Here is a 13,908-nt window from a genome sequence, read left to right on the forward strand (position 1 = left end):
GAGGCTCCGGGGTAATAATCTCCCGCAGCATTCACATAGCCCATAAACTCCCAGGAACCCAAATCTTTTGGAATGCGATAACGCGACCGCCATAACATACTCCCCTCCCGGAAAGCCAATAAAATACCTTTGGAAACTTGGGTATCTATCTCAGGTACATGTGTCACTCCCGTAAAGCTCGGCTTCGCCTCTTTACTTAGGGTAATCAGCTCACCTCCGGGGGTTATATAAGTAATTTCCTCACCGGAAATATATTTGTGAATGTCTACTTCGGAGGCCAGGTCAAGCTCTTTGTACTTGTATTCACTGACAAGTTCCCCCTCTTCATCTTTTTCAAACAGGCCCCAGACGGCCACCGGGTCGTGGACCAGGTCCCATTGGTATTTGCGCAGACGCGTGCCCCGCTCGGCATAGTCCATCAGGTTTTCCCGGTCTTCCGGGTACTGCTCAAAGCTGTGTTTCAAACGGAAGGCTCCGTGGCCCAACTCGTGTGCCAGGGTCTTGACAAAGCCCGGCTGGCTGGAAAACTGATCGGTAAACAGGAAGCCGTACCGCTGTTTGCGCGGCATAAAGCCCTCTTTGTCCGAGGCCGAATTGCGTACCAGAAATACGTAGAGAGCGTCTTTGTCAAAATGAGGGTTGGCCTTTCTGAAAGCCCGCACCACTTTGCGCATGTCCGGGGTATAGTTGGACAACAAGCCGGAACTGCCGTCATCAAAGCTTCCGTTAACAAAATCCACTTCCGGTACTTCCAGGCTTTGGAGCGGACCCAGTTCCCAGCGCACTACGGCCTGGCTGAAAATACGGTTCAGCGAATCTTGCAGGCTCGGATAATTGTACGGATACGAAGTGCCGTTGACCGACACCAGGTAAAGTTTGCGGTACTCCTGGTCATAGCTGATCACATTGAGTTTGCCCAAAGGCACTTCTGCTTCCCCTTCTTTGCGGTAAGCCAGCACTTCGCTTTCTTCCTCATGTCCGAAGCCTTGTACGGTAAGTTGCAACTGTCCGTCCTTCAACCCCGGAGTGGTCTGCATCACCCCTTTCCACTGCACCTGCTCAAAGCGGGAAGTATCTCCCGACAACAAAGCCAGTACCTGGTCGGTACGCCCAGTCGCTACCGACTTCCAGGGCACAAAATAAGGTGCATCTTCCAGCACAATCTGCTCGTAATGCCTTTGTTGGCTGGGATGCTCATAGGCATCAAAACCGTATTGCGGCAGGGCTGGGTTTGGAGGAGGGGCTTTGAATTTTACATACAATTGCAAACTGTCCAAAGAGCCGTTTGGAGTAGGTGTATTTCCATTTTGGTTTTCAACCTTCTTCACCTCCCCGTTCTTATCCACCACATAGGTATTGCCTTGTTCATCGCTGACGATTACGGGGGCGGGGGCTCCGGTTTCCGGGTCTTGCGGGCGCTCTTTTACGGTTGTATTGCCTTCGGTATCTACAATCACGACCTTTCCGTCTTCGTCCACATATACACTGTCGATCTCTCCCGGCACTTCGATCTTATCACCTATATTGTCCAAGGGGTCTGAGGGTGACTCTTCGTCTTCCGAGGGCAATTGAGGGTCTTTTCCGTTGAGCCAGTCTTCGACCGCTTTGCCCACTCCTTGGGTCACGGCTTCCACTTCCCCGGAGATCATTTCCCGGTTTTCGTTAATCCGGATGCCGTCAAATTTGACATACAAGTTAAACCCGGCAAAAGGAACACGGATCGAGCCCCGGCCGCTGAAAATACCGTCTCCCCCTTCTACTTTCAGCAAGACCATTTCAAATTCACCCACCTGGATTTTATCTCCTACCATGGCGGAGGCCAACGGCACGGTATTATTAATCGGTACGGGCACAATTTTCTGTCCGCACACGTAGATCTGCCGTGTCAGGGTACGGAAACGCTCCGGGTCGGTCCAATCGGTCACCATGCCTTTTCGCTTGCTGCCTACCCGCACTTCGTATTCCGTATCCGGCTCCAGGTTGAACAGGATCAGTTTGTCTTCGGCAATCTCCTGCCCAAACCAGGCATAGTCTTCCGAACCGGTTTTGCGGTATTCCACCCGGTAGCCTTCGGCCAACTCCGCTTCTTCCCATTGCACCCGTGCCCGGTTTTCGGCTTCGTCATCCACTTGCAAAAGCAAAGGAGCCGAAACAAAAATCTCTTCTTCGGCCATCCGGAAGCTACACACTTTGCTATAGCCCCGGTTTTTGTACAATTCCCTTCCCTCCTGGTCCATGGCCCGTACCCGCCAGGCATAAGTCAGACCGGGTTGCAATTCAGGCTCTGTGGGGCCATACAAAAGGCTGCTTTGTTGCGTCACCGTCTGATACAAAGGCGGCAAGGTTTCAAAAGCGGCTGCCGGGGGCAAGTCTCCCCGTATTTCTACCAGGCTGAATTCGTATTCGGTGTTAATGACCGCACTGGGCGAGTTGGCCAGTGGCGTCCAACTAAACATCACTGCCTGTTGCCCTTCGTACAGTTTGAGTTCCGTACCACAATGCGGTTGATTCAACAAAGGAGGATCGCCCAAGGCAATCCAGGCTACGGCCGTTGCTTCGTGGGAAAGTGCGACCTCCGGCCTGCGGTAATCCATCACCCGGACGGTAAAGCGGTAAAATCCTTCGGGAAGGGTCCCTCCGCTGCGTTCGAATTGTTGACGGCTGATGCCGCTAAACAACAAATGACGGCTGTCAAAGTAATCCCAGATTTCCTCTCCCGGCAATGATGCGGTCATCCCCGATTCCAAGGTAATGGGCACCGGTTGAAACTGGGGATCGGTACTGATTTTGATCCCTGCCCCTTCGATTTGGAGTTGCAGACGGACATCGTAGGTAGGCTCGGCCAAGTCCATCAACAAGAGGTGTAGCTTCAGGCGCTCCGCTCCGGGCTTTACATAATCCTGCAAATAAGGGCTGTAAGGAGCCAGCAACTGCAAGTTGGCCGATACCGGCATTCGTTGAGCCTGTACCGTTGTTCCCCAAAGGAAACTAAGGAAAACCAGGAGCGAGAGCTGTTTACATTTGATTTTCTGCGATGTAAAAACAAATTTCAAACATGCCTTTAAAGGGCAAAGCATCTTTTTCATATAGTGGATTATTTGGTATTAGAGCATGTTTAAATTTCATCCTTTGAGTCAAAAATTCCCATTTCAGGAACCTCAGTGCAGCATTTTTTCGTCAAATAATGCTATTATTCTTCTCAACAATACTTTTCTGAGAACCCCAAACTGAGAATTTTTACCACCAAAAACGAATTTCAAACTTACTCTTAGGGAAGTCGCCAGGGCGTTTTTTTATTCTTCCCTAAAGCAAAGTATCTAAAACTCTTTGTTTATGAAGTGAATTAAACTTTTTCTTTTTCCTAAAAAATGTTTCAAAAACGCCTCTTCTGTGTTACTTTTTTCAACAATAGCTTTGGCTATTGTTGAAAAAAGTGCCTTGATGAGCCGATTTTGATTCCATTTTCGGTCAAAAACTATACGTTTAAACCACTTCTATTTTAAAATTAAGTTCTCAAAAAAGAAGACATCAGAGGACGATTCGACCGGTTGTCAATCCAAGCATCATCTGTTTTACATTTCTAAAAACTATAATTATAATTCAAGGTCATGGTCCATTCGTCAAAATTCTGACGTTTGGCGTCTTCACTCATTTTTTTCAACCAATTGACATTCAGTGACAGGTTGTGTTTCCCCGGGTTCAAGAGCCCGCCTTTTTTCTCCTCTTTTTCTTTCTTTTTTCTCCCCGGAGCAAAGGCCGCCCGGTAGCGTACCGTCATTACTTTGCCGGCCGGATTTTCATTGTTTTTCTGATAGTTGTAAGAAGCGAACAAACTGCTTCGCAGGGCTTTTTTGAAAAAGGAGCGGTTCACGCCCAAATTAGGTCCCAGGGTTAAAGAGCGGTTGCCCGCCATCTCACTGCGGTATCCGTTCATCGAAGCGGTAAAGCCCATATGTTGAGGTACCAGGTTGATCCGGTAGGCCAGACTGCCCGAATACATTTGAGACTGGTTGCCGGAGCGCTCCCCATCGTTTTCATCTTTGGACATCTGAAAAGAACTGTTAAAAAACAGACTTTGCTTCACCTGATCGCCTCCGAAGTTATGTCCCACGGAGAAGTTTGCATTTTGGTTGATCTGGTAAAAATTCAAGGAGTCCAGTTCGTCTTCAAAAAAGGGATCGAAGCGGGGCCTCACCCGGGTATAGCTGGTAAAGTTGGAATAACTGGCGTTGAAATTCCATTTCGGACCTGGCACATAACCCAGGTTGACCGAGCTTACCACCCGTTTGGTGGCACTGGTTTCGGTGTCTTCCAGGTTATTGCGTTGTTGACCTACATTGGCCGAAACCGTCAGTTGATTATCCAACAATTGCAGGGAACCGCTTACCGTGATATTTTCCATATCGTTGTTAAAATAATAAGCCCCTAAGGTCCTGTAACCGGGACCGATTCGCTCGTAGTTTAACTGCAAGGAATACGAATTTCCGGTATAGCCCAAGCTGGTATTGAAAGCATGAAAATATTGAGAGGAAGCCCGTGAGGTAAACAACGGCCGGACTTTCCCTACCAGGTTGGACGTAGATGTCTCTCCCTCCCGGGTGTCCCGGGTATAGGCGCTGGAAGCGTATTCCATCTGCACGCCCAAGCGGGAGGTGATTTGCTTCTTTCCCACGACACTTATCACCAGGTTTTCTTCCGGTCTGATTTCCGGATCGGTTACGGGCTTGGACAAGGAATTTTCATCGTCGGCCGCCCGGAACAAAATCAATTCCAGGGCATTTTGTTCGTCTCCATAGCCCAGCTTCATGCCGTAACCCATGCGTTTATACATGGGTGAAATTCCTTTGGTGGAGTCCTCTTCAATGGCCTTGTTCAGCCTTCCGTACATGGCCTGGAAGCGAAATTTCCCCGGACGTAATTCCACCGCTCCTCCGGAAAAACCGTGTCCTGCCAGGGTATAGGAAGAATAGGTGAGGTTGTGATACCCTACATACACTTTGGCCCATTTGTATTCCGGAGCCAGACTCAGCCGGTTAAAGGGCTGACGGAACGATTTGTTTTGATCACTGTAACTAAAGGAAAAGGGCACGCTCCACCCGTAAAATGAGAAGTTCAGGTTTCCGGTTAAAAACCAGGTAAAGGGTTCTCTCCGGGAAGAGATGCCGTTGGCATGATACGCCATGGTGGTGATGTTAATCCCTCCGTTGACTTTCAGCGGGTCTTTTTCTCCCAAGTTATCCAGACTTTGGGCAAAAACCTGTTGCCAGCCGCAGAAGAGCATTACCAGGAGTAGTAAATATTTTTGCAAAACAGGATGCATTTGGTAGTGATGGTAAAGTATTTTTTTATGATTTAGTTTTTTTTTGGAAATAGATAATTAGTATTCCGGATAGTTATGCTTATTTTTTTTATTCAGTCTTATGGATTTGTTCGTTTCTTTTGTCTCTAATCTGATACAAGTTATCAGATATCAATCAACAGATGATTATTGAAAACATGACTGAATCTGAATATAAAATAGCGCAACGGTCATCAAATGACTCGGACACATCCAAGGGTTTCACCCTTCCACCCACTTACTTTTTTGTCATTACCACAAAAAAGTAAGCAAAAAAACGCTAGTCAGAAAGATGCTGCCTCGCGTGATACCCACGCGCTTCCCCGCCTTTCTGACAGACCGCCCTGTTTTTATGTAACAAACAACCATTGTTAAAGCAGTCACTTCTAACATTGACGGGTTTATACCATAAGATGTGGTTCATTATTTTAAAGTGTATTAAAAATTAATTTCCAGTTAGTTATGCTTATTTTTTTTCATTTAACCTTATGGGTTTGTTCGTTTCTTTTGTCTTGATGCAAAAGAAAAAATCAAGAAAAGTTAAAGCTCCCTCCCGCAAGATTTTCAGGCCTGCTCACTTTTTCGTTGGACCGGGCAAACCTTCCAGGTTTTGAAAACCTGGAAGGTTTAGAACCCCATCTATTCAATGACCACCCGTACGCTGCGCTCATCGTTGGGAGTGACCAGTTTGAGCAAGTACATACCCGTTTGAATCCCTGTCAGGTTAAAAGGAACCGAGTGTTCGGTACTTCCTTCTTTTTTCACCCGGGCCAGCTCTTGTCCGTACAAGTCGTACACAAACAGCATCAATTCCTCTTCCCGGAACAATTTCACCTCCACAGTGAACTGTCCGCTGTTGGGGTTCGGATATACTTTTACCGATTGTATCCCGATTTCCCCCAAAGGAACCCCGCCTAACAAATCGGGTTTGTCTTCAGGCAAGTAAAACGTAAAGCGCTTTTCCAGGCTGTCCACACAGCCAGCATAATAGGCCTTCATCTTCACGGTGTAAGTTCCGGCTTGCTGGAAGGTAATTTGGGGAGCTTGAGCATTATCATCCAATACTTGTGCAGCTCTTCCAAAATCCCAAAGTACCGAATCCGGAGCCGGATAGGAAACTTCGATCAAACTCAAAGTATCGGCAATGATGGCTTCGCTGCCTCCCAAGAAGTTGGCCTCAAACAAGATTTCCGAACGCTCCACCTTCAACTGGTCACGCATCACACAGCCATCTTTCAAGGTGAGTGTGAGCGTATAGGTGCCCGCATCCGATAAGCGCACTACCGGTTTGTTGCTGGTGAATCCGGTAGTGGAAGTCCAGGCGTATTTCGCTCCTTCAGGATGTGACGCATCCAGCAAATAACTTTGTCCCTGGCAGAGGGTCACCGTTCCTCCCAAATCGATATTAGGCGGTTGGTTGACTACCGCCGTAGCCAAGGCCTTACAGCCTTCCGCATCGGTAATTTCCAAACTGTACTCTCCGGCCGGGATGTCCGGAAGTATATTTTGTGTTTGTCCGTCAAAGCCCTGCCAACGATAGGTATACGGAGCGCTCCCGCCCAACACCTGAGCTTGAACTGCCCCATCGGAAGAGCCGTAGCAAGTCACATCACTCACTGTAAATACAATCTCGATCGGGTCGTACAGGCTTTCGATGTGCACCGGCAAGATCTGTTCACAGCCGTTGGCATCTTTTACCCGCACCGTATAGGTTTGAGCGGTCAGGCCTTCAAAAACAGGAGCCGCTTGAAATTCCTCCCCTTCCAGGGCATAGGTATACGGCTCTACACCTCCCTTGGCTTTCACTTCCAAATGACCGGAGTTGTCGCCAAAACATTTGACATCCGTTTTAGTGACTAAGGTCAACTCCAAAGGAGTGGGTTGGGTAAGTGTCACCGTTTCGCTCAACACACATCCATTCGCGTCTTTTACATACAAAATATGTTCTCCGGCCGAAAGCCCCTTCAGTACATTCCCGGTTTGAAAGTCTCCACCGTCTACGGCATAGAGGTAAGGTGTAATGCCCCCGGTTGCTTGTAAGGTGGTTTCTCCGTCCTGGGATTCAAAACAAGTCAAATGATAACCGTTGGCGGTTTTCAAGCTATGGGTAAAGGCCAAAGCTTCATCCGGTTGGACAAATTCCAGGGCTTGTCCGTACTCTACCCGGCAACCTTCCGCATCGGTCACCCGCACGTAATAGGTTCCTTTGCCAAAGTTGGTATTTTCATCAAACAGTTGCCAAGGGCCACCTTCTTGTGTAGCATATTCATAGCGATAAGGCAACCAACCTCCTTTCACAATGGGCAGGATTTTCCCATCCACTTCTCCTTTACAAGCCGGGCGGTCTACATCCACCGCTTCGATCAACAGAAGCTCCGGCTCTTCCAGACTGATGACCTCAGATACTTTTTGACAGCCTTTGGGATCGTTGACTTTCAAGCGGTAACGAGCCGCAAAAAGTTGGTCTAACTGGGTGCCCTGTCCTTGACCGTTCAGGTTGTAATCCGTCCAACCGTTGCCATCGTCAAATTGCCATTGGTAAGTGTAATTCCCGTTACCTCCGGTCACTTTGGCGGATAAAGCCCCGTTGTCGTCTCCGGAACAGGTAATATTTTGCGAAGTAATCTGTATCAAGAGTTCTTCCGGCTCCGGTACGGTGATCAATTCCGGCAAGACCAGCGAGTCCAGACAGGTCGTTTCCTGATTTTTCAATATCGCTTGATAAGCCCCACCCGGCAGATTGCTCAACTCTCCGTCTTCACTGTGGTACTTTTGTCCGCTCATCTGATGTACCAAGGTATAGCGCAATGCGCCACTACCTCCCTGGCCCTGTAACCATACTTGTCCGTCTCCGGCCTGAAAACAGCTTACCGGGGCCACCGAATCCAACTGCAATACCAATGGGGCGGGAGCCTGTAAACTCAACAAGGTATCGTATCCCGGACAATCTTCCCGCAATGCATCGCGTACGGCCACTTTATAATCCCCGTTAGCGAGTGAAGAAAAAGTCCAGTTTTGTCCGGTTTTGTTCAGTGCTTCGGCAACCAAGGCATTGTTTTGATACAAGCGATAATGGTATTGCCCCGAACCTTGCTCCGCCCGGATGATTACTTGCCCGTTGAAAGGCTCGGAACAATCCGGGGAAATAGCTTCGGCCATTCCCTTAACCCGCGAGGGTTGTTGCACATAAACGGTAGCCGTCTCTTTCAAGCCACAAGGATCGGTAATGCTCAGGAGATACTTCCCGGCAGTCAAATTTTCGAACACCAATCCCGCCAAGGTATCCCCTTCCTGGTTCATGTTGACGGTTTGGTTAGCCTGGTAAGAACTGTCTTGCGAATCCAAGGTCAACTGGCATTCCCAGTCCCCGGGTTTTCCACCTTTAAAGCCAAAAACCACTTTTCCATCCGCCCCTCCGAAACAGGACGTTTCCTGGGAAGTAATGGTAGTAAACTGAGGAGGTGAATAGGTGCCGATGGAGACAATTGTTTTTACATTACAATTACCAATATTCCCACCTTCATTTAACAAATATAATGTATAATCCCCTGGAGCCAGACCCGGAATAGTAAGCTCCGGAGAATTTGCCAGAACATTAGCCACCGCAGAACCAATACATGAAGCATCGGTAGGATCATCACATACTTTTGTTCCTTTTTGTAAAATCACTCTGTAAGTATCCCCTACCGGAGTATACACCCCTGCAACTGTGATGGAACCCGTTGTAGCATTTGCACAAGATTTGGTAGCGGTGACTGTGGAAAAGCTGGGTGGTAGAGGACTCACATTCACTTTGATAGATTGTGCTGAAGTATCCGAAAGAATATTATTAGCAATCGCTCTGGCCCTAAAGGTAACCCCAGAATTCTCCTTCAGATTTTCCAAACCTGGCAAGTCCTCAAGCTGTACGGAAAGTCGCCCTTTATCCAATCGAATTTTACCATTGGGAACTTTTCGCCAATTCGGAATCTTTGTATATTTATAATAAGGTAGTGAGCACCTGTAATCACAGTTATTCTGTTTATCAGGTGGAAGCTTAGCACATCTATCATCTGAACATTCTGAATCTGACTCATTTTCACTACTTTTGTAAGATTCATAATTACGTTCCTTCAAGGTTTCCATATCTTTATCAATATGATACAACCACTCCAAATGTACCTGGTCATTAAATTGGCTTTTTACATCAACATCAGCACCTAAAGTAATTATTTCAGATTGACATAATTGTGTACCTGTGTACTCCTTGCCTTCGTATTTAATATTTGGTATTTCCGGTACAGGAGCTGTATAAGAAAACTCTACCTGCATAGAATACCAATATATGCTTGAATGATCGTATGTACTAATTTTATGCTGTCCACCTCCTGGCGTCTTCTCTAAAAGAAAATAAATAGTATGTGTAATTCCTGGAGCATAATCCCTTACGTTTAACCTAAAATTATTGTATTCTTTGTCAGCTCTATCACCATTATTACCCCCCCAATATAAACATCGCTTACCTTTATTATCTTCCCAGGCCCTGAATTTAATACCCGTAAAGGTTTTAGGATTACTAAACCTCTCATTTTTGAAAATATAAAACCCATAACCATAATTAGAAACATGATGATCAAAGTTTCTCCAAACACCTATTTCTGGGTTATTTGCCGTGTAAAAACAATGAGACTCAACATGATTGGCATCATCTTTCACATAAAACCTATAGGTAAAATCATCATCTCCTGGGACATTTCCTCGTCCTTTGATCGCTTTCATTGTTAAGCGTATTTCTCCCCCCTGCCCCATCACTTCCGATTGGAGAAAGCCCAACAAGCCGAAAATTCCTATAAACAGTATTCTTTTCATCCTACCTTTAATAATTTACGTGAACACCTTGGCCCAACCCGGTAACGGAGCCATCCGATAAAAAGCCTTTTAGCTTGTACTCGTACCGGGTATTGATATGCAATGAACGGTCGGTGAATGCCCGCAGTTCTCCTGAAAGGGTCTTGTACAGGCGCATGGGTCCTTCCCCTTTTTTGCGGAAAAGCATCCAGCGAATGTATTGTCCTTCTTCTCCTTCCCATGAAAGCTGTACCGTGCGCTTTTCCCGGTTTACTTTTGCTTTCAAAGCCAGGGCTTCCCGGAGGCCTTCGTCAAAGGCATCTACCGTAATTGAAGTGGGGTCTGAAAACAAACCGTCATCGTCCCGGGCGATTAAACGATAGGTATACGTCTTGCCCACCTGTACGGTTTGGTCTTTATAACGGGGCACTCCATCCTTCGCAGGAAGCTCGACCAGCAATTGAGCATCTTCCTGTCCCGGATCCAGGCGGTACAACAGGTAATTTTCCACATCCGTACTGTTACTGGGTCGCCAGCTCAACACAATGGACGAACCTTCGGAAAGGGCCTTTTCAAACACCGGAGCTCCGGGAGGGATTTTGTCCGGCTTTTTCAAACTCAGTACATCGGAAAACTCCGAAGGGTTAAAATGATGATCGTAGGCCACCACTTTGTAATAAATAGTTTCCGTCAGGTTGTGTAAACTGATGGAATCTTCAAAATGCGTTCCGGTAAGCAAGTCCACCGAAATGCGGTAAAACTCTTCTTGCAAGCTGTTGGCCCGGTAGACCCGGTAACCACTCAGGTCGGCATCGGGATTGGGCGTCCACCGGATCTGTACTTTGCCGTCATCGGCAACCTGGCCATTCAAACCCACCGGTTGTACCGGAGGAATGCTGTCTTCTTGTTGTAACATTACCGGAAAGGACTGGGTAAACTTTCCGTCTTGAGCATAAGCTTTTACCACATAGTAATTGATCGCTTCGGGCATACGGTCCAGGTACACCGTAGCCTCCGGAGCCAAGGGTTGCGTAAACAAATCGTGGAATGGACCTTTGGCCGAACGTCCCCGGGCTACCAAAAAACCCTGAAGTTTATCACGATACAGTTCCGGAAAACTCCATTGAATATACGCCCTGCCATCGGCTTGTAAAGCCACACTGTCGATTTGAGCGGCAATTCCTGTCAAACTGCTTTTGCCTTCCCCTTTCAACACGGTGGAAGGAGGGCCTGTTTCTCCAAAGGGAGTGATCCCCCGGATCCGGAATTGGTATTCTTTGTCGTTTTGGGGCAGGGAATCCAGGTAATGCATACGTTGCAACCCGGTTTTGGATTCCTCGTTTTCCAGGTTGACAAAGCCAATATCGTCCAGCGGCCGGAAGGTTTTTCCTCCGTCTTCCGAGCGCTCAACTTGATAAGTGGTGTACAACTGCGTCAGGTAGTGCGTGTCCCAACTCAACTTGACAAAACGGTCGCCAAACTCCACTTTCGAATCCATGGGAGCCGGTAAATTGAGTTCTTTGGCCGGGTTGATAAAAGCATTGCCCTCTTCGATGGTAAAATCCGGATGTTGTTCGGCCAGGGTCACCGTATAAACATAATGCTCGCCCGGCAGGATATCGGCATCCACAAAATACAGCCCCGTGGCACTGGCCACCTTCGGATCCTGGTCGGCCGCCAACAATGCAAAGGCAAAGCGGTTTTCCATTTCTTCCGTCTGGCTGATAAACTGCATGGTATTGTCCGAGGGACTGACCAGGTCAAAACGCTCTCCGTAGATGGCTTCTGCGGCAATGGCCGCCCGGTCGTTTTCCAGGGCCAGCGGTTCGAACTTTTCCAAGGGCAGTGGTTTCAGCGGTTGAGGCGTCAACAACACTTTCTTCCCTCTTTCAGAAGCCGGTTTTACCGTATGCCGGGTCACAAGATAGCCCTTTTGGTTCCCCCATTGCCAGGCCAAGGGCGTAGTTGGTGCCCAACGCAACATCACCACCCCGTTTTTTGCCCGGGCCAATACCCTTACCCCCGGTTGCGTATCAGACGGTTGCGCCTGTACCCAATGGAAGTTTACTATTTTAAAAAGACAAAAAAGTAAAAACGTAAATCTCCAATTCATGTATAATCGTTCAAGGATGAGCACCCTCCGGAGGTTTGCAGGCCCCGGAGGATGAATGGTTTATTTTAATAGCAGATAAAATAAATTCTTTCTATCTTACTCGATGATTTTTATTTCCATTCCAGTACTTTCCATTTGCTCCAGTTTTTCCCAACCTTCCTCGGCATAAATCTTTATAAACTCCTCATAACTGTCTATTTTTTCATAATCAAAAACAGCAACATCAAAATATCCCACTTCCGATTTTCCAGGAAGTTTCGACTTAATTTCTTCAGGCAATGTTTTCAGCTCATGGAACTGTTTTCGATCTTTTGGACCAAACATCAGATACAATAGGTTAAAATCAGAATCATGTACATAAGAGCGGAAATAATCACAATCCCCTTTTACATTAAAAGTATAATCATAAACATTATGAGGTATAATCTCCACTTGATCTTCCTCCATTCTTTCAAAAACAGGACTTTGCCCAGGGTAGTTATCATTGTAAAAAATCACACCCTCTTGATTCTTAAATTTAATGCTATGTTGATACCGCTCAAAGGTACTTCCTGCATGAGTATAGTTAAAATGAGAATCATCCGATTCTATGTAGGAAACATAAAAACCCGTACCGTCTTGATCATCACCAAAAAATCCCTTGATATCTCCTCCTAGGGAGTGGGGCTTTACCAACCCGGGTATTTCTTTTTGAACGTCCTGCATTCGCTCCCATTCAGAGAAACCTGTTAAATCCACCTCGTAGTGTTCGCCTGATTTGATATTTTCCAATATTTTAAAAGTAGATTGCGCCTCTGTTTCTACCTTTACAAATAGTCTATTGGAAGACTGTGGTATGACAAGATTATCAGGACCCCAATCCATTCGGTTATATTCAGAACCTTCATTTGTAGAGAGAACGTAAGAGTCAAGCTGTCCAGGGTTATCAGGCTTTAATAAACGGATAGAAGTTGTTTCCGCCTGTTTTTCATGAAGGTTCCAAAGTGTTCCTCTGGATAAGCTCAAAAAAGAATACATTACATGAAACTCATCAAGTTCTAAATTCTCTTTTAAAGAAAACTCTGTTAAGTCAAACCTTCCTTCAGTAAAACCTTCCGGAGCCAGGAGGGGTATTGTTCCTGCCTGTTTTATTTGTACTGTGTGCAAGACATTGCCCAAAGTATCACTCAAAACCATATAACGTGTATCAAAATCAGAATTAGCCAAATCATCTAAATACGCCTGATTTATATCTAAAGTCAACAACGTATTCTTCACCTGCACGGTCAGGGATTTTTCCACTGTTTTGCCTCCGGTGGTGACCACTACCATTTTTACCGTATACTCTCCGTCTTCGTACTCACGGGTGTTCCAGGTAAATTCGTACGGGGCCGTCTTATCACTGGCAATGGATTCATCCCCTATATAAAAGTCGATTTGTTGAATGCCTTCCTGATTCTCCGTTGTGACTGAGAGTTCTGCGGTATTCCAAACTTCCGCGCCTTCTTCCAGCCCGGTCACTTGTATGTTCTTCACGTCAATTTGTACTTCCTCATCGCTGTCTTTACAGCTGCCGGCCCATAGGCCACTGAGTAATAGTAATCCGGTAAATGTCTTTTTTAGCATTGGTGGTTTGGGTTGAAAAAGTTTA

Annotated in this window: 5 protein-coding genes; all 5 read right to left on the reverse strand. The window is 46.7% G+C overall.

Going from position 1 to position 13,908, the window contains the following annotated elements; all coding sequences use genetic code 11:
• The coding region (locus AAG747_RS28400) for a fibronectin type III domain-containing protein (RefSeq protein ID WP_346824652.1) at positions 1-3,086 on the reverse strand (3,086 nt) is incomplete at its 3' end.
• Between the two features lie 494 nt (positions 3,087-3,580).
• The gene (locus tag AAG747_RS28405; RefSeq protein ID WP_346824653.1) at positions 3,581-5,320 is read right to left on the reverse strand and encodes a hypothetical protein; all 1,740 of its coding nucleotides are present in this window, start codon (positions 5,318-5,320) and stop codon (positions 3,581-3,583) included.
• 657 nt (positions 5,321-5,977) lie between these two features.
• Positions 5,978-10,186 carry a T9SS type A sorting domain-containing protein gene (locus AAG747_RS28410; protein ID WP_346824654.1) on the reverse strand — a complete coding sequence of 1,403 codons (4,209 nt, stop codon included), beginning with the start codon at positions 10,184-10,186 and terminating at the stop codon, positions 5,978-5,980.
• 7 nt (positions 10,187-10,193) lie between these two features.
• The gene (locus AAG747_RS28415) at positions 10,194-12,278 is read right to left on the reverse strand and encodes a fibronectin type III domain-containing protein (RefSeq protein ID WP_346824655.1); all 2,085 of its coding nucleotides are present in this window, start codon (positions 12,276-12,278) and stop codon (positions 10,194-10,196) included.
• A gap of 96 nt (positions 12,279-12,374) precedes the next feature.
• Positions 12,375-13,883, reverse strand: a complete 1,509-nt coding sequence (locus AAG747_RS28420) for an Ig-like domain-containing protein (protein WP_346824656.1) — start codon at positions 13,881-13,883, stop codon at positions 12,375-12,377.
• Between the last annotated feature and the right edge of the window lie 25 nt (positions 13,884-13,908).

Source organism: Rapidithrix thailandica (assembly GCF_039710355.1).
Taxonomy (GTDB): Bacteria; Bacteroidota; Bacteroidia; order Cytophagales; family Flammeovirgaceae; genus Rapidithrix; species Rapidithrix thailandica.